We start from the raw sequence: 22,470 nt of genomic DNA, 5'->3' as shown, positions 1-22,470 counted from the left end.
TGTGTTCTTACAAGTTACGGATCTAAGGGCCGATCGCCATTTTGAAACCGTTGCCAAGACATTTTCAGATCTTGTGGCGCTCGATATTCAGTATCGTAAACCACTATTACATTCGTCAAGTTCCGTCCCGGTGCCAACAAAATCCTTCCTTTCCGAGCTAAAGCAACAGAAGCACCCCCATCTAAATTCATCGCTTCCATACAACCAATAGCCTTCATAATCTCAGCTTCTTGTTGCAAAGATAAACTTTGGAAAAAAGTCACCAAAAATAGTTGTTGTTTAGATGCCGGAAATCCGATCGCACCCTAGATAATCAATTTTATGATGAAGGACGGGTAACTCGAATTAGCTGACCACTTAATGTTTCTACCGTAGAAATAGCCTCATCAATCCGTCTAGCCAACCTCTCCCAATTATCGTCTTTTGTACAGACAATGATACCAGCGTGCATTGGTTGTAACCGATGCAGCCGGATAAAATCATCTCTATTTAGCGTCAAAACTGCTCGATTGTTGCTGATAGCAAAAGCCAGTACATCTTCATCGGGAATACCTTGATTAGCATTTCCCGCTGACTGTACCGTCAAGACATCATGACCTAAAGAGCGTAAGAATTCCACAACTGGGAAAGGGAATTGTTCATCTGTATAGAAACGCGCCAAGGTTTAGGCTTCCTCCTGGTCTCGGATTGCTCTTTCAATTTCATCAGGGTGTGCATCAGCATAAGCGAAAGCATTCACCAAGTCGGCGGCACTAAGATCGGGATGACCCTCAAGAATTTTTGCATCATTCGCACCATCCCGACGATAACTGACTAGCAACCAAACAGGAATCCGAGTCAGTCTGATACAGGCGTCACCACCCATTACGCCGGGAGTCTTATTAATTTCAGGCCAGTTGTTGGCTAAACTTGAAGTTAATATTTGTATTGCCTGAACTTTTTCATCAGGAGTTAAAGAAACGAGTTGTGTTTCCAACTCTTTAAGAGTCATATCTTACCTCCAAATTCTCCATTTTTAGAGCCGCTCCGAAAAATCATTTAGCCGCTGTCATTCATCTGTGTTTATATGCGTTTATCTGCTTCCATCTGCGGTAAAAAATCTCCAAAACTGACTTTTCGGATCGGTTCTGAATCGATCACAACTCTCTTCTCCCTTCCAAAGCACGCGCCAAAGTCACCTCATCTGCATACTCCAACTCGCCACCCACAGGTAAACCAAACGCAATGCGCGTCACCTTTGTAAAAGGCTTTAATAATTGACCCACATAAAGCGTCGTCGTCTCGCCTTCCACACTGGGAGTAATTGCCAAAATAACTTCTTTAGTTTTCTGCTGACTCACCCGCCGCACTAAGGGCGAAACATTCAGCTGTTCTGGGCCAATGCCATCCATTGGAGAAATTACACCGCCCAGGATGTGATACTTACCGCTAAATTCCCGCGTTTTTTCCAATGCAATCAGATCCCGCGAATCAGCGACCACACAAATAGTGGTATTGTCGCGGTTTGGATTGCGACAAATCTCGCAAACAGGCTCGGCAGATAAGTGAAAACACTCTTGACACAAACCGACTTGTTGCTTAGCCTCAATCAAAGCTTGGGCGAGTGCCTGTACTTCATCTTCCGATCGCTTGAGGATATGTAGAGCCAAGCGCTGAGCCGTTTTAGGGCCAACACCGGGCAGGCGTTGTAATTGCTCGATCAAACGAGCTAAAGGGCGTGTGTAAACCGTGGGATTGCCTCCGAATCTATCTTTTTCAATCATAAAGAAAGCGATCGCCATCTGGAGGGCGTTTGTGGTTATTCAAAATCAACCTTTAGGGGTGTAATTCTTATGCCGAAGAATGATATAGGGATTAGTGTCACTCCAATTGACATGAAGGAAACTACGTGCTATGGAAACTTTGGTTCGATATACTCGTCGATATAGCTAGTAGCAAGTGAAAGTTCCTTAATAAGCAATTCAGTCTATTACAAGGCTTTGAGGCCAATTTTATTTCATTTGCTCTGCATCGAACACCAATCCAAAATGGAGGAATTTAATATGGTTAACCGTTTTTCAGCCATTGCTACCGCTTTGGCGATTAGTATAGGCACGGTTTTCGCTGCTGGCATCCCAGCCGAGGCGCAGCGAATTATAACTTGTCAAAGTAATAATCGCGAGCGGACTTTTTGTCGGGTGAATACAAATGGCGGTGTAAGACTCGTCAGACAGCTCTCTAACAGCAGATGCAACGGGAATTGGGGCTATGACAGGAATCGTATTTGGGTGAGGAATGGTTGCCGAGCCGAGTTCGCGGTTGGGAATCGCCGGAACGATCGATATAACAGCAACGATCGATATAACCGTAATGATCGATATAACCAGAACGATCGATACAGACGGTAAATGATTAGGGCGAGCTGGCAATCCCCGATCTCTAAGAGGTCGGGGAGCAATATTTATAAGACTACTCGGATAATCTTATAGCTAGGGACTAGGGGCTAGGGGCTAGGGGCTAGGGAAGAGGGAAGAGGGAAGAGGTTACTCCGTAAGGGATTATGGACTTCATGTAACAGTTGGAGTTGGCTTAATCGCCCTGGCGGTTGCTATACTTTAAAATTAGGAAAAAGTACGCAAACAAGACCAACTGTAATTTATATAAAAGGCTATACTCCTAAAGAGCAACTTCAAGGCGAACCAAAACCTAACAGCGATATCTATGCGCTGGGAATGACAGCTATTCAAGCACTAACAGGATTAGATCCACAAGATTTACCAAAAGATAGTCGCTTAGGTGAAGTCATCTGGCGGGAGAAAGCACAGGTTAGCAATGGACTGGCACAAATCTTGTCCCTTATGATCCGCGATGACTCTTTCCCACAAGAAGTTCAGAAAAACTGACTATCAAATTAGATGCGTAGCAGCTTAGTCCTTTGTTTGATGCAGGCGGTCGGGTGGTGGCAATTCATGCGAAAACAGAAAATTCAAAGGAACAGTATAACCCTCAAGCTTGTCAGCCTCTACCGACAAATCCTAAGTAGCAATTCTTCCTTAGTAATTGGTGTTCTTCTAAGAGTGTCTAAAGGAACCAAAAACTCAGCCGATCGAATTTTTATATCCAGCGCGTCAATCACTGCTGTCACATCAAGAAAACTAGCATTTTCATAGTCTCTGTCTTCGTATAGCTGAATTTGTTCGAGAGTCAATCCAGCTAAATTTGCCAATTCTTGTTGGCTGAGTTTCGCTGCCATTCTAGCTTTTATTAGGATTTGAGCTACGTAGTCGATATCATCTAGTTTTAATACGATCGGCGTGTGAGAATCGTGATTGGTAAGAGTTTCATATTCGGCAATTTCTGCGTTCAAAGCATCCAAATGTCTTTGTAAAGTAGCACGCTGAAGTTGCCAACCTATCGGGTCATCTTTTTTCTCAGTTTCTGCTGCTTCCCAATCGGCGATAGATTGTTGAAATCCCCTGACGCACTCTTGGGAATATTGATATTCTTTTTCATTTTTAATCATGGAGAAAACCTCACTAAATCTATAGGAATAATTCCTTTTGGATCGAATGCTGGTTGAGTGAACACCCTGAAAAGCAGCGATCAAAACGCCAGCGTCGATGTATGTTTTCTTACGACTCACGGTGTCCACCCCGACGTTCAGCAAGCTCTTGTTCAATTTCTGCTTCGTTGAGTAATTGCATTCCAGAGGCGATCGCTCGTTGACGAATTTCCCACAGTTTCTTAGCTAAGGGCGTTTGTGGAATGTAGTCAGATTCTGGTGCTGTTGCGTCTGATTCAGATTTAAGCGCTTCAACAAACTCGAAAACTTTTTGTTGAAGATCGGGTGTGAGTTCTCGCCAGCGTTCAAGTAACAGTTCTTCTCTACCCATAATCCAGTTCACCATTGAGCGATGCTTCTATTTTTGCCGATTTTTGCGGGGATGCGATCGCACTCTTTCCCCTCTATGCAGGTGTTCTAAAAATCGAAGTAGATATAAGGTAAACCTTCTTTGGGAGCCAACAGCCAAACTGCGTAGAGACTTACGGGCACTAATAGTATTTTGATCGGCCAATTCAACTGTAACTTCAGACTGCGATGTAGGGCAAATACGATCGCCATTACTGCAACTATTGCCCAAACTAACAAAGCTAGTTGGAAACGCTCCAGTCCCAGTGCTTCCACGTAAACCTTTTGTGCAAATTGAACATCACCTTTATGTCCCCACAGGTGCTGAATTACCCAGCCAGCATCTTGCAGATTAGGTAACCGGAAAAAGATCCAGGACGTGAAGACCATCGATTGCGTGAGCAGCCATGCCACCACTGTACCTGGTATACTTTGCCACCACTCCTTCAACCCAGAAAAACGATGGGATAAAGCTTCTGTGAGTCGGTGAGCGACCAAAGCCAAACCGTGCAATCCCCCCCAGACGATAAATCCCCAAGCTGCACCGTGCCAAATCCCGGCGATTAGCATCACGATCGACAAGTTGAGGCAGGTGCGTGCCAGACCTTGCCGCGATCCACCCAAGGGAAAGTATAAATAATTACGCAGCCAATCTCCCAAAGTTATATGCCAGCGCCGCCAGAAGTCGCCAATGCTGGTAGTGAAGTAAGGGAAATCAAAGTTTTGGGGTAGATTCAACCCCAATAGGATGGCGCTACCAATAGCAATATCGACATAACCGCTGAAATCGAGATATAGCTGAAGTCCGTAGGCGAGGATAGCCAGCCACAAGTCACCGCTGCCGGTGCGCTGTAAGTTGTCAAAGCAGAGTTTGACGAAAATTCCCAGATTATCGGCTATGAGGGCTTTTTTAAAGGCTCCGCAGGCAATCAGCCACAATCCTTCTACGACCCGATCGCTACTCGGAAACCGCAGCGTATTAAACTGGGCTGACAGGTGATGATAGCGAGCGATCGGCCCTGAAATCAGTTTGGGAAAGAAAAATTTGTAAGTCGCAAATTTGAGAAACTCCCCAGTTGCAGTAGCACCGCGATATACATCAATTAAGTAGGCGATGCACTCAAAACAGAAAAATGAGATTCCCAAAGGCGCTATCAGGTGAAGGCTAACCCAGCTAGCTTGTGTTTGTGCTTGTGGCAGGTGCAGTAATGCGCCGATCGAATTTAAGAAAAAGGGTACATATTTAAAGCCCAACAATAACAAAACATTCAGGGCGATACCCAGCCATAATATTTTTTGGCGTCGTTTATCCCAGTCGATTTGTAGAGATTGCCAATCTTCGTTCGTCAACTGCCAGTTTGAAGGAAGCAACTTCGGTACGGTACGTTGTCCCAGCGCAAGTCCCAGCCGAAAGTTAATTAGGATAACGACAAAAAGCAGGGGAATATACTGGATTTGCAATGTGGCATAGAAGACTAGACTGGCAATTAGAAGTATCCACAATCGTAATTTCTGGTGTTGCACAGTCCAGTAGATTAAGAGAATGCACAACAAGAATATGCCATAAAAGATTGAGATAAAATTCATAAGTCAAAATTAGTCAGTGGTCAGTGGTCAGTGGTCAGTGGTCAGTGGTCAGTTGTCAGTGGTCAGTGGTCAGTTGTCATTCTCCCCCACTCCCCCACTCCCCCACTCCCCCACTCCCTTTTTGACTTTTGACTTCCTACTCCCCTATTTCTTAGGCCAAGGAATGAGCGGGTCTTGAGCGAGACGTTCGGAGACGGCGATCGCACCGTAGCGGTTGAGGTGGCTGGGGTCAGAGAAGTAGTCATTGCGGGTAGGCCATAACTGACTCCAATTGCGGAAAATAAATCCGCGACTGAGGGATAGGCGCAGCATATACATCTGAAATTCCTGTTCGTACCGACTCCGTGAAGGGTCTAGGTACTCTTTTGTCAAGGGGAGGTTGACAAAAATGACGGGAATTTGGTTAGCTTGGGTGAACTGAACGAAGGATTCGAGGGCAGTTACTTGGGTGCCTACTAGCTGGAAGCTTTTATAGTCGTTATCGTATTCGCCTGTGACTTTGGAGTGCTTTTCATAGTAGCTGGTGGGATTGAAGCGGATAGTCACTGGCAAAAAGCCATCCCAGTCAACCAATCTGTCTTGGAGAAAGGGCTGTTGGTTTTTTTGACGCTGAGATGAAGAAAAACTGAATGTGCTGGCAAATCCATTACGCAGGAGGGTTTGCAAACGATCGCGTTCTTCGTAGGTGGAGGAAGCGATCGCAAAAGACTGATTTAACCATCGATCGATCGCTTGCGAGTTGATCGACAAACCGCTTCCGCCTGGAACGCTTGGTGTTGCGGTGAAAGGTTCGAGGTTTTTCGCAGGTTTATCGTCTAGGGAATTTTCTCTTGGCAGAGTACCGGAAACCATTTGTTTATAGGCAGCGGATGCGGCGATCGCATTATAGGTAAGATCTGTACGACCGCTGTTAAAGGCACGGGCTCCGTCTGCCCAAATAATCATTTTTGGCAATTGTTCTGGTGTCAAACAGCGGCGCAGCATCATATCTGCGACTTGGGCTGTAGCACCGTTTACGCCAAAGTTAAACACCTCCATTTTTCCATAACCTTGAGCGGCCAGAGCTTTTTGCAACGCTTGCGGATCGATCCCCCGCAGTGCCCTGGAACTGCCCAAAATCAGAATATCGGGGGCTCCTAACTGGGCGACGCGCTGTTTGTAAAGAGCCAGTTTTTCGTCTAACTGAGGATTGTTGAAACTGGGGTATAAGGACGCGGGCTTAATTAAAGTGGCACTTGCACCCGTGGCGTTGAGGTTGAATTCCTTACCGCCCGGTTTAGTAAATCCTGACGAATTGAATACTTGGGAATTTTTAGCAGAAGTTTGTCCAAGAGAGATTGGCGGTAATTGAGAGGAATTGCCGCGATCTTTCTTTGGCTTTTGTGTTTGCTCATCGGTCATTTCGTCAGAAATTAATGACTTTTGAGATAAGACTAATGACTCTTGGATCTGATTTTCTACGTTTCTGAGGATTTGGCCTAGAACTAAATCCAGACTCCAGGTCAGAGTAATTCCCACCGCACCCCAAACCAAAGCCACTTTAACGCCTTGATAGTTGTTTACTTGACCTGGTAAAGACAGGAAGTTGTGGGTTTCGACACCGGGAGTGAAGATTTGCGATCGCATCAGTGCCTGCGAGAGTGCCTGCATCATCTTGTGCCAAGCAAGCTTGAGGCGCGGCGTATTTTGTGGCGGATCGATCTCTTTTGAGACTTCCCTTGCCTCTGTTGCTACGGTTACATCTGCTAACCGTTCCCCGTTGGGGTAACTCCATGAAGGAGGGTATGAATTTTCCAAGTTGAGGCTATCGGTTGTCACCTCTTCTACGTATTCGTCGCTTGCGGCAAAATCTGGGCTAGTTTCCTCTACTTGGCGATTCCGGGCAACAAAATCCAGTCCAGAATTCCACAACGGTTGTTTTTGTCCGGCGCGACGACCATAAACCCTGACGCCTGAAATTCCTGCGATTTCCAGCTTACGCACGAAGTTAGCAACAGGCACGGCCACCTGTCGCTGACTCGGACAAACCGGCGCATCGGTCATGATATGCAGTAAATCTTCTTTGCGTCGGGCTTGTACGCGAATGCCACCTGTGGCCAGACGCCAATCCAGGTCTGGATTGAGTAACTGACCTAGCAAAAACTCTATTGCTGTTTCGTTTCCAGCAGATGCCAGTTCTTGTGCGGGGGTTGCTAATTCCGGTTGACTTGCTGCTGGTAAATTCAGCCAATCTACCCAAACTGGTGATGAAGATTCTGCTTCGTGACCGTAGATGATTGCAGCTTGAATATTTCTAGGTGCAAGGGAGTTTAAAAGGGGTGCGATCGCTCCTACGGCCTTTTCCTTATCTGGTGTCTCGCGATCGGACTGTTGTTTTTTAGCAGATTTGTTCTTTTCCGTACAGGAAATATGCAGTGTCGATTCCTTCTTCACTGCCGATATTTCCATATCCAGATGCTCTGTGGCGCGATCGATCAATCGCCCTAGAGCCTTCTCGTCGCCCCAGCTTGCCCATGAAGATAGCATTTCCTCTGGCGAAGTCAGATCCACCCGCAGCATCCAATCTGGAGTTTCTTCGCCGCTTACTTGGCTGATAATGACGGCATCTCTGAACCCCTCAACGCGCAGATCCCTCAGCTGCTGGGCAATTGGGGAAGCTAGCAATGACGGATCTGGACTGTAGGCGGACTCGCAGAACACCCAAAGGCGACGCTCTTTTTTTGCATCTGGTGCTGAATTTTCATTCTTCATCCAGTCGCTGTCATTCTTTCTTTGCAGGCTTTTTGCCACAACTTTGACCCGCACTCCCAAGGACTGGAGATTTTTACCGAGATACCTGGCGATCGCTTCTGGATGTCCTTGACGAGCCCGGTTTTGGGAAGATTCAGTCGATTCCACTACTTCTGCCATTTGACCCGGTAGAATTTCCTGACTGCTTAAAGGCGGTTTTAATGATATTTCTGACATTTTCCGGTGGCTGCTGGTTAAACCCGCTTTTGGAAATTTTACTTCCCTTAAATGCTCTTCGTGATGATTGTATAGCTGGTTGAGGTCGATCCGCTCTGTCCAATCTGGACGCTTTTCACCCAAAGGGCGACCGTAAAGAAACACTCGCTCGATCGAAGACTCTTCAACACCAAGCAGGTCATTGATGTTTGTGGCCCTGAGCGCTTGGACGAATCGATCCACCGCTGTTTGTCTGTGGGGACACTCTTGACCCTCGCACAGAATATGCAGCTTGTTACCTCGTAATCGGACTCTGACTTGCACTCCGGCAATTTTTATGGCCCGATCGGCCCATTGCTCTAGGGTTGAGGCGTTGTTCGCCAGTTTGCGTTCATTGACTTTTACCATCAGGGCAATATTACCTGAGTTTGTTTGGGAATCGTCATTTTGACCTTTCGGTGGCTGATTGGCCAGATCCGCTTAATTAAAGACGACTGGAATTATAGCCTGTTCTGATGAGTTTACCAAGAAACTCAAAAGTCACTCATTCAAAAGTCAAAAGAAATAAGGGACAGGGGGGACAGGGGGGACAAGGGGGACAAGGGGGACAAGCAAGTACTGCACCATTCCCTTTTCTACTTCTTTTTATTTACTATTTCAGGCTAACAACATAGTTTGGACACAGGACGAACTAATTTTCCTGACGTTCTAGCCAAGTATAGCCAAATCCGATCTAATTTTGCCAATTCAACAGTTATTTCAACAAATGCAGGTAGTTGAAAGACAAATTATCGATCGAAACCACTGGCTATGTAAACAGCTAGATAATTTCTGCAACATTTATAAGAATATTTTCAACTACGCTAACTACCTAATTAGACAATAATTCATCTGTTATTTATGGTGAAGATATTGACTAAGATATTACGCATCTAAATCGCATACAAAGACGGGCTTTCCTGCCCATCCCACAAGAAGCAAGAGAAAAACTGACGGTCATTTTAGATGCGTAGCAGCTTATTAACTCAAGTTATTAGTTAGTTACATTGACTATTGTTCGGAATGGATAATGGGTATGTTGTTCAGCTTTAGCGCTCTTTGAGCGCTAAAGCGTAACCAGTACCTAAGACAACCATTTTTCTGAAAACTGGCAATAATAAGAAACAAGAGCGCCTCGGTGCGATCGATATCATACCCGATGCACTCAGCACACAGCACACAGCACTTTTCGATATCAAGGAACGTTATGCAGAGCGATAGCACAAATATACCCCAAAAAGAAACTTTTAACGTTTCTCAGGCTATAATTCCCACAGAAATGCTGGTGAGTCTAGCCACAGGGCCATTGCTTTTGGGAATACTATGTGGTAAAGCATCAATAGAGCTTTTACAAGCGCTAGGTGAAGCCAGCGAGGAAGTATTTCGGGGCGATCGGTTACCGGCGATCGAATTCCCCGATCGGGCCCAAAAGCAAACTGAATAAAAAAAGACCGCTCTTTAGCGGTCAATTGGTCTTCTATGAGACTAAATTCATCGAACTTAAGAGCCTAAAATTATGGAATATCCAAGAACAGCTAAAGCAGACCCTATGAGTTCCATACTCCACTCTGACCATCAGGCAGTTCATCTTGCATCGCCATCCGATTCGCCATCAGAATTGTATCTGCGCCATCGCCTCAAAGTGGTGGAAGAGTTGTGGGAATCTGTTCTCCGCTCGGAGTGCGGTCAGGAACTGGTAGATTTACTAAAACAACTGCGATCGCTTTGTTCTCCAGAAGGACAAGCGACCAACGAAAAAGACGCAGAAGTCTCTAAGCTAATTGAAAACCTGGATATTAACGCCGCCATTCGCGCTGCGAGAGCCTTTGCGCTATATTTCCAGCTAATCAACATTGTCGAACAGCACTACGAGCAACGAGCCCAACAGCTTTCCTTAAGGATGGTACCCGCTAAAGAACCAGCCGATCCAGCCCTGCAAGCGTTTGCCAAACTAGATGCAGAAGCCAAAAGTGCCGTACCCGGAGGAGACTCCCTAGAAAAAAATTGGCAAGAAACAAACGGTCAAAAGCGGGAAAAAGGCACCTTCCAGTCGTTATTTCCCAAATTGCGGCAATTAAATATGCCACCGCAAGTTATCCAGCGACTGATTGACAACCTGGATGTCCGGTTGGTGTTCACAGCTCACCCGACAGAAATTGTCCGCCACACCATCAGAGACAAACAGCGGCGCATTGCCAAGATTTTACAACAACTCGACGAAGTGGAGCAAAACGCGCAAACTTCATACTGTAACCTCAGCTACTCTAACCTTGGGGAAACCGCACGGAGTCCCGGAATCACAGAAGCGTCCCTGTGGAACAGCGCAGAAGCACCTTGGGAAGCATCAGCACTCCAAGAGGAATTGACAGAAGAAATTCGCCTGTGGTGGCGAACTGACGAATTGCACCAGTTCAAACCCTCCGTGTTAGATGAAGTAGACTATACCCTCCACTACTTCAAAGAAGTGTTGTTTGATGCTATTCCTCAACTTTATCAACGCTTAGAGAGAAGTTTAAACAGCTCCTTTGGTAATCTGCGTCCTCCCAACCACAACTTCTGCAAGTTCGGTTCCTGGGTAGGATCGGATCGGGATGGTAACCCTTCGGTGACACCGGCGATCACTTGGCAAACAGCTTGCTACCAGCGGAATCTGGTTTTGGAAAAATATATCAAATCGGTAGGACAGCTGATCGAGCGATTGAGTCTGTCATTGCACTGGTGCGATGTATTACCGGAACTGCTGGAATCTCTGGAGCAAAATAGAATGCAAATGCCAGAGGTATACGAACAACTATCAATTAAATATCGGCAAGAGCCTTATCGCTTAAAGCTATCTTTTGTGAAAAAGCGGTTGGAAAATACCCTCGATCGCAATTGGCGACTCTACAACAGCGATGACGTACAACTGGACAAGCTCAAGCAACCCCAGCCTGGTAGCTACTACCAGTTTGCCTCAGAATTCCTAGCTCAATTGCGGCTAATTCAGCGCAACCTCAAGGAAACCGGGTTAGTTTGCCGAGATCTGGAAAATCTGATCTGTCAGGTAGAAATCTACGGCTTCAAGCTGGCGCACCTGGATATCCGCCAGGAAAGTACCCATCACTCTGACGCCGTTAATGAAATTGCCCAATACCTGCAAATTTTACCCCGGCCTTACAACGAACTAACAGAGCAAGAACGAATCGAATGGTTGGTGGCGGAACTGCAAACCAGACGACCTTTAATTCCAACAGAACTGCCGTTTGGCCCCCAAACCAGCGAAATTATTGAAACCTTTCGCGTAGTGCGCCAGCTTCAGCAAGAATTTGGCCCTGAAATCTGCCAAACTTATATCATCAGCATGAGCCACGACGTGAGCGACTTGCTGGAAGTGTTGCTGCTGGCGAAAGAAGCCGGACTCTATGACCCATCCACAGGGGAAGGTACGCTGTACGTGGTGCCCCTCTTTGAAACCGTAGAAGACCTCAAACAGGCTCCATACGTGATGCAGACGCTGTTTGAATTGCCTTGTTATCGGTCTTTGCTGGCCGGTGGTAAGTCTGCGATCTCAGTAAAAAGTTTAGACGAAACGCCAGAGACTGCTAACAGACAGCGGCAAAGCCTGCAAGAGGTGATGTTGGGGTATTCTGATAGCAATAAAGATTCTGGTTTCTTGAGCAGTAACTGGGAAATTCACAAGGCGCAGAAAGCACTGCAAGCGATCGCAGAAAAATACGATGTCAATTTACGCATCTTCCACGGACGCGGCGGTTCCGTAGGACGCGGCGGTGGCCCATCCTACGAAGCTATTTTGGCACAACCCGGTCACAGCATCAACGGGCGGATCAAGATTACCGAACAAGGCGAAGTGTTAGCCTCTAAATATTCTTGGCCGGAATTAGCCATCTACAACCTGGAAACCGTCACTTCGGCGGTAATTCAAGCCAGCTTATTGAGAACTGGGTTTGATGATATTCAACCCTGGAACGAAATAATGGAAGAGTTGTCAGCTAAATCACGCACGCACTATCGCGCCTTGATTTACGAACAACCTGATTTTATCGATTTCTTCCATAGCGTTACCCCAATTGATGAAATCAGCCAATTGCAAATTAGTTCTCGTCCGGCGCGTCGCCGCAGCGGGAAGAAAGATTTAACTACTCTCCGCGCTATTCCGTGGGTGTTTAGCTGGACGCAAAGCCGTTTCCTGCTACCAGCTTGGTATGGTGTTGGTACGGCACTTCAGGATTTTTTAAATGAAGATTCCCAGGAAAACCTGAAGTTAATGCGCTACTTTTATTACAAGTGGCCGTTCTTTAAAATGGTCATCTCCAAAGTGGAGATGACTTTATCAAAAGTTGACCTACAACTCGCTCATCATTACGTAAAGGAATTATCTTTAACCGAAGATATGCCCCGTTTTGAACGGTTGTTTGAACAGATTGCGAATGAATATCATCTGACTCGCGATCTCGTGTTAAGCATCACCGATCACAAACGTTTGTTGGATGGCGATCCGGATTTGCAGCGATCGGTCCAGTTACGCAATGGTAACATTGTGCCGCTAGGTTTCTTGCAAGTGTCTCTGCTGAAACGCCTCCGCCAAAGTAAGACTCAAGCTGCTTCTGGAGTGATCGATTCTCGTCACAGTCGCGGTGAATTGTTGCGTGGTGCGTTGTTGACGATTAACGGTATTGCTGCTGGGATGCGGAATACAGGTTGATGATCGCTGATGTAAAGAAACCCGGTTTCTTCAAGAAACCGGGTTTCTGAGTTATGTTAACCTTCGTATGCGGCCATTTCTACCCCTGAAACGGTGTATTTAATTTCTGTAAATCCATTTAAATTTACCAACTCTTTCATTGCTGCACTCAAGTACAATTTGCCTAACTTTCCTTTATCTTGCGCCATTTTTGAAGCAATGTTTACGGGCATACCAGCAATATCCTTACCACCGACAGGTAGATCGAATATTAAAACTGGGCCTACATCAATGCCAATTCGACAGCTAAGGTCTTGTTTAACTAATTCTTCACGAATCAATTTCGCAAAGTTAATCGCCGCTACTCCATCGTCAAAAATGTAAATTCCTAAGTTGCTAACTACCTTGATTTCAACACCATTGTTTTGAGAAAGCAGCCGCATACCCACATCTTTTAAAATTGTGGAAAGGGAGATATTAGTTAACATAGAAACTTGATGTAATTCAATTTCTTTTGTCTCCCGTTCGATCAGTACGACCACTTTTTTAATCATGTACTTATCTGCCAATTGCTGACCAAACGCAGTATCATGCAGTCGGTTTTCATAAGTAACTAAGTCTCGATAAAAATCCTCAGAGTAGGGAATAGGATATTTAGTATTTCCAGGTTGGACATTAGCTAAACGCGGGCCATCTATGAGGCGAAATATCTTGCCTATTATAGGATGGGCGATTTTTTTCTCAATTACAAACTGGTGGTTTTCTGGTAAGAGATTGTAAATACCTTCACTGATAGCAATTTCGCCACCTTCAGTTTCATTTTCAGCAACTTCTTCGATCGCATCTGCTTCTAATCCATACAAGCCACCATTAATGTAATAAAACTCACCCAAGTGCGCCCCCAGCCCAATTTTAATTTGGCAGGTTTTCTTAATCTCATCCTGCATAGTTAGCAATGCAGACAAGAGAGTTTCAGCAGTAACTGCTTCTGGATAAAACATTTGAGTATTATCAGCAGCCCAAATGCCAATCCCTTGTCCGCCAATCGCAGTACCGTAACCATGCACAATTTCTTTTGGCTGATTGATAATGGCGAGAATTTCCATCAAGCCTTTTTGCTTGGTCAGTTTCGTTAAACCAGCGGAATCAGAAGAGACACTATAGCCTTTGATTTTATACTGAGCGAGCAGCTTCAAAGCATCTTCTTCCGTTTGTTCACTTTCTAGCCACTGGTTAACCAGCTTGATCGGTAAACCACCAGTAATATCTTGTGCAAGGTCAAAAAATGAAGGAGAGTATCGTTCTTTGCTAAATTTATTTGCCATATCTTTACCTCGTTAAATTACTTAAAAACTAGGATACTTCCCAAGAGCCAATAACCGGACAATTTTAATTAATTATTTAGGTTTTGACCAAATTGCGATCGCAACTCTTCCAAATCCTTATCAATCTGGCTTTTGGCTGTGGTAGAATTAGGTGACGGCGTTTGCTGAGATGGCGATGGCTGATTTTTTTTAGGTGCAGCAGGATTAATGAATTCAGATTTTAATTGTGCTAATTCATCATCAATTTTACTTTTCACTGGAATAGCTGGTGTAACGGGAGATGGTTTTACAGTCTGCTTTGTAGGGGTTTGAGGTTTTGGTGTCGCGGCTGGTGGTGTTTGAATATTCAAATCTTTGAGAATATCAGCAACTGATTGATAGCGTCGATCGATCGCATTATCCAACATCTTATCAAGAATCTTACCCATCTGGTTACTGACGGGATTTTTCAGAAATTGCCGCCACACCCAAACATCTTGGTTCATATCAAATAAATCAAAAGGCGACATTCCAGTTAATAGGTGAATGCAGGTAACTGCTAAACTATAAATATCGCTAGAAAAAACAGCCCTACCTCTAGATTGTTCCGGTGCGACATATTCGGGACTGCCGATACTCGTTCCAGTTTGCTGCAAAGCTTTGCCAGTAGTGGTTTTGGCAGCACCGAAATCGACGAGGAAGAGTTTGCGATCGATCTTTCTCCTAATAATATTATCAGGTTTGATATCCCGGTGAATTACCAGCTTGCTGTGGACAAATTGCAAGACTGGCAATAAATCATTCAGCAATTGTCGAATCTGAATTTCATTGAAAATACCCTTTTGTGCTAATTCTTGAGATAAAGTTTGTCCGTCGATGAATTCCTGGACTAGATATTGCTGATTATCTATGATAAAATAGGCTAACAAGTCTGGAATTTGGGGATGTTTGCCCAATTCATCCAGTTGTACCGCTTCTTGGGTAAATAATTCCGATGCTTTTTGAAGGTTACTCGCACCTTGAACTAAAGGGAAAAATTGTTTAATTACGCAGGGTGGTTTGGATGGTTTATCTTCATCCACTGCTAAGTAAGTTATACCAAAACCGCCTTGTCCGATCGGTTTGATGGCGCGGTAACGGTCTTTTAGAATTAATTTAGTGCCACAGGTGACGCAAAATAGCGTGACATCTGGGTTTTCGGGGTTTGGGCAATTAGGGTTGAGGCAATAACTCATATCGACTTTAGATTTTAGATTTTAGATTGAAGAAAGTCTTGCACACTAAGAGTTTAGCGTGATTTTGTGGTGAGTGCGATCGTGCTACGCATCGCTGTTGCGATCGCACCTGTGGGCCTAGAAACCGGGTTTCTGTTGTGGTAGAGAGATCGATCGCGGCGTATAATTGTAGGGGCGATCGCAGCTGTGGGCCTAGAAACCCGGTTTCTTGGAGAAACCGGGTTTCTGTTTTGGTAGAGAGATCGATCGCGGCGCATGATTGTAGGGCCTCAGCCAGGGCCTAGAAACCCGGTTTCTTGGAGAAACCGGGTTTCTGTTGTGGTAGCAAGATCGCGGCGCATAATTGTAGGGGCGAAGCATTTGGCGATCGCAATTTTGGTTTTGATACCAGCCCGCCTGGGGTTCAAACCCCAGGCTAATAGCTGAAGTCCACTGAAGTGGACTGAATATTAATCTTCCAGTCCACTTCAGTGGACTTTCGCTATTAGCCCGGAAATTGATTTCCGGGCGGGTGTGTGCGACTCACCCGAATACTTCCCCCCTAAATCTACCGCGCATCGCCAATCAAAATAAAAGGCGACCAATAAAAAGGATGGTGTCCAATTTGACTTAACTTCGCTTTTTGCAGCGCTTCCCCTTTACTCATCCCATTTTTGATATTCTGATAAAACTGAACCATAATATCCTTAGTTGTATTATCCTCAGCATTCCAGAGACTCGCCATCACCGCTTTTGCACCCGCACGTTCAAATATATAGGCAAGTCCGGCTATTTCTTCGCCGTTCGAGTTAGCTTGCAGGGCGGTTTGACAAGCGCTGAGGGTGAGGAGTTCGGTGTTTTGCAATCCCAATAAGGCGGCGTCGGCAATATTTAATTGTCGATCTGCAAAAAGGATAGTATTCGCTTTCATGCCTAATTTTTGACAGCCTTGGGGTTGAAAACAGCCGTGTGTTGCTAGGTGCAGGAAGGGAAAGCGGGGTGCAAAGGTTTTGAATTTGTCGAGGGTGGCGTTGTCGTGGAGAAATGATTCGCTACCGGGGAAGAATTGGGCGATATTTCTCACTTCTTCTTCCGTTCCGGGTAGATTTTGCGGGTCGCGGGGGATGGGATTTCCTAATGCTAAAACATGAGCGTTGGGCTGAACTATGAAGTAGTATGTGCCGCTACCTAAGATAATTATCAAAACTCCAGTTGGTACGATGCCAAATTTGCGCCACATCCAGATTGCAATGCTACTAATGATGATTATTGCGGCAATACCTGGGAGTGTGGGAATATTTTTTATAAGCGGGAAATTGCGAGTTACTAACAATGAACGAGGAGAAAGGCGAGTAAGATAGTTGATGGGATATTTTTGGATTAGGTATTGGCGGGTTTGTTTATCGTAAAGGGTTTCAAAGGGTATGTAGCGCAGTTTGCCTGTGGCGATGATGCTCAATTCTTTGGGGGAGAATGCCTGGATTTTGTCTTCTACTGGGCGAATCAGAATGTCGTAAATTTTACTTCCGGTTTCTGTGTAGCGAGTGTCGCCGTCGTTTTGCAGTTGTTCGCGGTATTCCGTGAGGAGTCGATCGAATTCTTTCGGGTCGATCGCATTTTTTATTACGCTTAGTTGGTCTTTGGTGATAACAAATATGGCTACCGTATTCGGTACGTTTTTTACATTTGCCAGCAAGATGGGTTGAACTACAACGGTTCCGGCGGGGATGCTATCTCTTAGCTGTTTAATATCTGTGCGGGTGGTTTCAAATAGTTCGGCTGCTTCGGGAAATTCTTTGGAAATTTTGTCTGCGTCTGCAAATACTTGTGATTCTAATTCCCGCATTTGTCGGGATAGTTGTTCGGAAAACTTCTCTTGCAATCGTCGTTGGAGGAATTGCAATTGTTGATTTTTTTGATTCCATTCGTCAATTTTTTGCTGTGCTTGTGGGTTAGAAACTTTGGCGTTTATTAGGCGGGTGTAGTCGGCGAGGTCGGCTGTGGTGGCGAGGTTGGCGTATTGAAAGGCGCGATCGGGTTGGTTTTGGTCGATGAGGAGGGAGATGAGTGCGATCGGAGTTTCTCTATAAGCCTCCAAAAACATTTGCCGATTTTCCTTCTGTAAACCTCCACGCATTTCTAAGGTAATTGTCATTGATTGTTCCCAGTTAGAAATAGCCTGTGTTGGTTGTTCCATGTCTTGGTAAGCGAAACCAATATTATGCAGAATAGAAGCTTCCAAATCACGCTTTGTGATGTCCCGCGTTATTGGTAAAGCCAGATTATAGTATTTTAATGCCTGTTGGGGTTGCTCTATATTGGCGTAAAGTAAGCCAATGTTATTCAGAATAGCGCCTTCACCGAAACGGTTATTCCCTTCCCGCATTATCGGTAAAGCCTGATTGTAATATTTTAATGCCTCTTGAAGTTGTCCGATGCTGGCGTAAACTAAGACAATATTATTCAGAGTAGTAGCTTCCCCAGAACGATCATTCACTTCCCGCATTATCGGTAAAGCCTGGTTAAAGTATTTCAATGCCTCTTGCGGTTGTCCGAGGTCTCGGTAAACTAATCCAACGCCATTCAGACTCATAGCTTCCCCAGCACGGTCATGTACCTCTCTCCGAATGCGTAAAGCAAGGCCGAAATATTTCAATGCCTCTGGCAATTTTCCGAATAATTGGTAAACTAAGCCGATATTGCTCAGAGTTGTAGCTTCTCCAGAGCGATCATTCACTGTTCGCATTATTGGTAAAGCCAGATTATAGTATTTCAATGCCTCTTGTGGTTTTGCAATTGCTTGGGAAACTGTACCAATATTATTTAGAGTAGCAGCTTCCCCAGAACGGTTTTTTACTTCCCGCATTATCGGTAAAGCCTGGTTAAAGTATTTCAATGCCTCTTGCGGTTGTCCAATGTCTTGGTAAACTCCACCGATATTATTCAGAGTTGTAGCTTCTCCAGAGCGGTCATTCACTTCCCGCCTTATCGGTAAAGCCTGGTTAAAGTATTTCAATGCCTCTCGTGGTTTTCCAATGTCTTGGTAAACTCCACCGATATTATTCAGAGCCGTAGCTTCCCCAGAACGGTTTTTTACTTCCCGCATAATTGGTAAAGCCAGCTTATAGTATTTCAATGCCTCTTGCGGTTGTCCGATGGTGGCGTAAACTAAGCCTATATTATTGAGAGTCGTAGCTTCCCCAGAACGGTTATTCACTTCCCGCATAATTGATAAAGCCAGGTTATGATATTTTAATCCCTCTTGCGGTTGTCCGATGTGATGGTAAACTGTACCAATATTAGTCAAAGTCGTGGCTTCCCCAGAACGGTTTTTTACTTCCCGCATAATTGGTAAAGCCAGCTTATAGTATTTCAAAGCTTCTTGTGATTGTCCAATGTCTCCGTAAACTTTACCAATATTATTCAGAGTAGTAGCTTCTTCAGGGCGGTCATTTACTTCCCGCATGATTGGTAAAGCCAGCTTATAGTATTTCAAAGCTTCTTGTGGCTGTTCCATCTCTTTATAAACTATACCGATACTATTTAGAATAGTGGCTTCCCCAGAGCGATCGTTCACTTGCCGCATAATTGGTAAAGCCAGCTTATAGTATTTTAAAGCTTCTTGTGGCTGTCCGAGGTCTCGGTAAACTAAACCAATACCATTCAAAGTAGCAGCTTCCCCAAAGCGGTCATTCACTTCCTGTCTAATCGGTAAAGCTAGGTTATAGTATTTCAATGCCTCTTGGGGTTGTCCGATGTTTCGGTAAGCTAAGCCAATATTACTTAGAGTAGTAACCTCACCAAGACGGTCATTTATTTCCCGCCTAATCGGTAAAGCTAGGTTATAGTATTTCAATGCCTCTTGCAGTTGTCCGAGGTCTCGATAAGCTCCACCGATACTATTCAAAGTAATAGCTTCCGCATTACGATTATTGATTTTTTGCCAAATTGGGAGAGCTTGTTTGTAGAAATTTAAGGCTTCCTTTTCTCGCCCAATTTCGTCATAGTTCAAGCCAATTCCCAGCAGTGCTGCTGCTTCAACTGGTCTATCTTTAAATTTTCGTCCAATGGCTAGAACCCGCTGTAAAGTTGCTATAGCCTCTAATGATTTGCCTTGCTTATTTTGTTGCGTTGCTTGCTGCAAAAGTTGTCCTACGTCTTCCTGTAAATTTTCACTTTGCCCCCAACTAGGTCGAACCATCAGCGGAACAGTCAGAGGAGTCAAACAAACACCCAAAGCTAAAACACCACTAATAATGCGTTTCATCGCCCCACTTCCCTGGAATTAGCAACCCTAATAAGCAAGAAGATGTTCTACTGCTGGCTCTGTCCAATAAACTTTCACTCTGGTAATCCAAATTTCTTGCGTACTTCCTCAACAGGAATTATTTTACCATCTCTGCTATCAGCCAGTCCCGCTTCTACTGTTTGCCTAACATAAATTGCATACATCAGGTCATCCCAGGTAGAGTTTTCAGGTAAGCTATCGATTAATCGTCGGGCTTCTTGTTTGATATTGACGGCTTCCATAATTTACCTCGCAATAAACTTTACTTAAAATTGTACTCCAACAGCCTTTAACTAAAACACTTGCGGCCAAATTTCCGAAATCGGCAATTCCCAGCCAGGAAATAACTCTGGGATAATCAGCGTATCATTACCAGTTAACACAATTGGCTCACCCGTAGAGCGATAAACCGTCACAGTTAGTTTATCGGGGTCAATTAATATCCCCACCTGCGTACCCAGTTCTAAAAACATTAGAATCTTCTTTTCTAGAGGCGGAATACTATCCGAAGCCGATTTTACTTCTACCATCAAATCGGGGACAATTTCGGCAAATGAACGCGGTAATGGATTGAGTCGTGCAGCAGAAACAAAAGATACATCTGGCCCTCGTAAATTGCCATTTGGCAATCTAAATCCCGCACTTGACCCAGTAACATAACCGAGTTGGCGCGGTAGCACCCAGCTTTGCAGCAAAAATACCAATCGAGCGATAATAACTTCAGATATATAATCTGATAAACCCATAACTTGGATTTTTCCATCTACAAGTTCGAGTTTATAATCAAGTTGTTTTTCTTGTAAAATTAGCTGTAAGTTTTCTAAATCTTCTACAGTGAGATTCATAGTTTTTCTTCCTTTTGTCTTCTTTAGCGCGAATGAAAACCGGGCTTTTAAGTAAAAACACGCGATAACGTCACATCAATTCAAATACTTTTTGCGCTATTTCCCGGTGAAGGCGGCGCTCCTTTTCCAAAAAATCATTCATTTTTCTCCATTCTTCTCTATCTTCATCAGTAAGGCTATCTAAAAATTCCTTCATCTTTTCCAATTTTTCCTCCATACTCATTTGCTGGATTACTTCAATCTGGATATCCACTTCTTGACCATCAGGAATATTAATTTCCTCTGAGAGTTCGATTGTTTTACCTCGTTTTATGCCTTTGATTTTTATCATCTTATTTCCTCCTATTACTCTAACCAGTCTTCTAATTGCAAGCGAGGAATATTTATAAAATGCCTAGTATTGTGAGTCACTAGAATATATCCATGACAACGAGCCACCGCCGCAATGAGCGCATCTATATCCTCTGTAGGTCTGCCTATTACTTTTAACTCACCCTGGATTTTAGCAAATTCGATCGCAGCATTTTCATCAAATTGAACAATAGTTGAGATCAAATTAATAAAGCTGTGGATCTTTCTGAGATTTGCTTCAACTTTTTGAGAGCTGTACGCAGACTTATACAGTTCTGCCATCACAATTGTTGAAAGGCAACACTGGCTGAATATTGGGTAAAATCTAGCCTCTGCTTGAGGATGCTCGTTGATGATTGCACTACAAATGTTTGTGTCTAGCAAATACACAATTTTCTTGCCTTAATTTATGATTGGTTTCCGTAAAGTTTTTCCCATTTAGCATTTTTCTCTTCCTCTAGCATTTTCATTGTATTTATGAAATCTTCTTTCTCTTCCCAATTAGCAAGTAATTCCTTCATTTTTTTCACCCTTTCCTCGTTACTCATTTGCTGAATAACCTCAATCTCGATACACACTTCTTGCCCATCAGGAATATTAACGTCCTCTGACAGTTCGATCGTTCTCCCACGTTTGATGCCTTTGATTTTCATATTATCCTCCCTGTTACTATCTAATAGCTTACATAATTAAACTAATACGGCGTTGCCATAATAGTCATCGTCCTATTTTGCCAATCAAACTGAATTTCATCTACTACAAAAGACCTATTTTTTGACACAGACAAAATCCCTTGCAATTTCAATTCAGAAACTACAGGTGGCTTTAGCTTCACTTCACCTTTACCTTGTTGCAAACGAAAATCATCTAACTGAAGAGATTTCCAATTTTCTTGAACCCCTGCGGCTGCAACACCCTCACCTCGAATAACCTGACGCCCATCAGTTTTGTAAACTAAAGCATTCTTGCTGAATTCTATCTTGTCAACTTGGCTGAGGGGAAAAGAGGTAGTTTTCTCTCCCTGAAGGGACAACTTTTGCTGTTTGGTATCGATTTCCGTTACCTCACCGTCTATTTTGTCACCGTTTTTGAGGGAAACTACTGCCAATTTAGGTAAAGCGACAGGTACTAATGCCTCATCCGCCTTGACTTGTGCTTGTGCAGCAGGTAAATTTCCCCTCCCTACATCGTTACCACTTGGGGCGCGGGTGCATCCTCCTAACTGGGGCGCTGTCGCTACAAGTGCCACAACCAATATCTTGAAAAAAGCTTTCATAGCGTCGGCAATCTTTTTTACTGAGCTACACTTATTATAGTTCATCTAGC

At 44.4% G+C, this 22,470-nt stretch carries 22 protein-coding genes; 4 read left to right on the top strand and 18 right to left on the bottom strand.

Going from position 1 to position 22,470, the window contains the following annotated elements:
• Positions 1–14: 14 nt before the first annotated feature.
• The 4 genes from LAY57_RS21785 to recR form a co-directional block, all read right to left on the bottom strand.
• A complete protein-coding gene (locus LAY57_RS21785) occupies positions 15–299 on the bottom strand; it encodes a phosphodiester glycosidase family protein (protein ID WP_338022462.1) in 285 nt (94 codons plus the stop codon).
• 20 nt (positions 300–319) lie between these two features.
• Positions 320–661 carry a DUF5615 family PIN-like protein gene (locus LAY57_RS21780; RefSeq protein WP_249068951.1) on the bottom strand — a complete coding sequence of 114 codons (342 nt, stop codon included), beginning with the start codon at positions 659–661 and terminating at the stop codon, positions 320–322.
• Between the two features lie 3 nt (positions 662–664).
• On the bottom strand, positions 665–991 hold the full coding sequence (locus LAY57_RS21775) for a DUF433 domain-containing protein (protein ID WP_249068950.1): 327 nt from the start codon (positions 989–991) through the stop codon (positions 665–667).
• Positions 992–1,136: 145 nt separating this feature from the next.
• Positions 1,137–1,763: a recombination mediator RecR gene (gene recR / locus LAY57_RS21770; protein WP_249068949.1), complete on the bottom strand. Its 627-nt coding sequence runs from the start codon at positions 1,761–1,763 to the stop codon at positions 1,137–1,139.
• Positions 1,764–2,027: 264 nt separating this feature from the next.
• On the opposite strand from recR, the gene LAY57_RS36580 reads away from it, so the two are divergent.
• Together LAY57_RS36580 and LAY57_RS21760 are read left to right on the top strand one after the other, a co-directional pair.
• The gene (locus LAY57_RS36580; protein WP_420839110.1) at positions 2,028–2,387 is read left to right on the top strand and encodes a DUF3011 domain-containing protein; all 360 of its coding nucleotides are present in this window, start codon (positions 2,028–2,030) and stop codon (positions 2,385–2,387) included.
• Between the two features lie 324 nt (positions 2,388–2,711).
• Positions 2,712–2,882: a hypothetical protein gene (locus tag LAY57_RS21760; protein ID WP_249068947.1), complete on the top strand. Its 171-nt coding sequence runs from the start codon at positions 2,712–2,714 to the stop codon at positions 2,880–2,882.
• A 119-nt stretch (positions 2,883–3,001) separates the two neighbouring features.
• Here LAY57_RS21760 and LAY57_RS21755 read toward each other — a convergent pair whose 3' ends face one another.
• From LAY57_RS21755 to LAY57_RS21740, 4 genes are all read right to left on the bottom strand, one after another.
• Positions 3,002–3,502 carry a helix-turn-helix domain-containing protein gene (locus LAY57_RS21755; RefSeq protein WP_249068946.1) on the bottom strand — a complete coding sequence of 167 codons (501 nt, stop codon included), beginning with the start codon at positions 3,500–3,502 and terminating at the stop codon, positions 3,002–3,004.
• A 109-nt stretch (positions 3,503–3,611) separates the two neighbouring features.
• A complete protein-coding gene (locus LAY57_RS21750) occupies positions 3,612–3,887 on the bottom strand; it encodes a hypothetical protein (RefSeq protein ID WP_249068945.1) in 276 nt (91 codons plus the stop codon).
• A gap of 71 nt (positions 3,888–3,958) precedes the next feature.
• Positions 3,959–5,476, bottom strand: a complete 1,518-nt coding sequence (locus LAY57_RS21745) for an MBOAT family O-acyltransferase (RefSeq protein WP_249068944.1) — start codon at positions 5,474–5,476, stop codon at positions 3,959–3,961.
• Positions 5,477–5,620: 144 nt separating this feature from the next.
• Positions 5,621–8,830: a DUF1574 domain-containing protein gene (locus LAY57_RS21740; RefSeq protein ID WP_249068943.1), complete on the bottom strand. Its 3,210-nt coding sequence runs from the start codon at positions 8,828–8,830 to the stop codon at positions 5,621–5,623.
• 838 nt (positions 8,831–9,668) lie between these two features.
• Here LAY57_RS21740 and LAY57_RS21735 point away from each other — a divergent pair.
• On the top strand, positions 9,669–9,905 hold the full coding sequence (locus LAY57_RS21735) for a hypothetical protein (RefSeq protein WP_249068942.1): 237 nt from the start codon (positions 9,669–9,671) through the stop codon (positions 9,903–9,905).
• A 105-nt stretch (positions 9,906–10,010) separates the two neighbouring features.
• Positions 10,011–13,163, top strand: coding sequence for a phosphoenolpyruvate carboxylase (ppc, locus tag LAY57_RS21730; RefSeq protein ID WP_249068941.1), 3,153 nt, complete (start codon positions 10,011–10,013; stop codon positions 13,161–13,163).
• Between the two features lie 56 nt (positions 13,164–13,219).
• On the opposite strand, the gene LAY57_RS21725 is transcribed toward ppc, so the two are convergent.
• The 10 genes from LAY57_RS21725 to LAY57_RS21680 form a co-directional block, all read right to left on the bottom strand.
• Entirely contained in the window at positions 13,220–14,467 is a 1,248-nt protein-coding gene (locus LAY57_RS21725) for a nucleotidyl cyclase domain-containing protein (protein WP_249068940.1), read from the bottom strand.
• 68 nt (positions 14,468–14,535) lie between these two features.
• The gene (locus LAY57_RS21720; protein WP_249068939.1) at positions 14,536–15,681 is read right to left on the bottom strand and encodes a protein kinase domain-containing protein; all 1,146 of its coding nucleotides are present in this window, start codon (positions 15,679–15,681) and stop codon (positions 14,536–14,538) included.
• A 53-nt stretch (positions 15,682–15,734) separates the two neighbouring features.
• Positions 15,735–15,938: a hypothetical protein gene (locus LAY57_RS21715; RefSeq protein WP_249068938.1), complete on the bottom strand. Its 204-nt coding sequence runs from the start codon at positions 15,936–15,938 to the stop codon at positions 15,735–15,737.
• A gap of 290 nt (positions 15,939–16,228) precedes the next feature.
• Positions 16,229–19,927 carry a CHAT domain-containing protein gene (locus LAY57_RS21710; protein ID WP_249068937.1) on the bottom strand — a complete coding sequence of 1,233 codons (3,699 nt, stop codon included), beginning with the start codon at positions 19,925–19,927 and terminating at the stop codon, positions 16,229–16,231.
• Between the two features lie 74 nt (positions 19,928–20,001).
• Positions 20,002–20,190 (bottom strand): hypothetical protein, encoded by a 189-nt coding sequence (locus LAY57_RS21705; protein ID WP_249068936.1) that lies wholly within the window; start codon positions 20,188–20,190, stop codon positions 20,002–20,004.
• Positions 20,191–20,241: 51 nt separating this feature from the next.
• On the bottom strand, positions 20,242–20,793 hold the full coding sequence (locus LAY57_RS21700) for a Uma2 family endonuclease (protein ID WP_249068935.1): 552 nt from the start codon (positions 20,791–20,793) through the stop codon (positions 20,242–20,244).
• 70 nt (positions 20,794–20,863) lie between these two features.
• Positions 20,864–21,124, bottom strand: a complete 261-nt coding sequence (locus LAY57_RS21695) for a hypothetical protein (protein WP_249068934.1) — start codon at positions 21,122–21,124, stop codon at positions 20,864–20,866.
• A gap of 14 nt (positions 21,125–21,138) precedes the next feature.
• Positions 21,139–21,534 (bottom strand): type II toxin-antitoxin system VapC family toxin, encoded by a 396-nt coding sequence (locus LAY57_RS21690; protein ID WP_249068933.1) that lies wholly within the window; start codon positions 21,532–21,534, stop codon positions 21,139–21,141.
• A gap of 17 nt (positions 21,535–21,551) precedes the next feature.
• The gene (locus tag LAY57_RS21685; protein WP_249068932.1) at positions 21,552–21,797 is read right to left on the bottom strand and encodes a hypothetical protein; all 246 of its coding nucleotides are present in this window, start codon (positions 21,795–21,797) and stop codon (positions 21,552–21,554) included.
• Between the two features lie 41 nt (positions 21,798–21,838).
• The gene (locus LAY57_RS21680) at positions 21,839–22,465 is read right to left on the bottom strand and encodes a hypothetical protein (protein ID WP_249068931.1); all 627 of its coding nucleotides are present in this window, start codon (positions 22,463–22,465) and stop codon (positions 21,839–21,841) included.
• Between the last annotated feature and the right edge of the window lie 5 nt (positions 22,466–22,470).

Origin of the sequence: Argonema antarcticum A004/B2 (assembly GCF_023333585.1) — a bacterium.
Lineage (GTDB): Bacteria > Cyanobacteriota > Cyanobacteriia > Cyanobacteriales > Aerosakkonemataceae > Argonema > Argonema antarcticum.
Note: the sequence above shows the minus strand (reverse complement) of the source record. Positions and strands in the feature narration are given on the sequence as shown.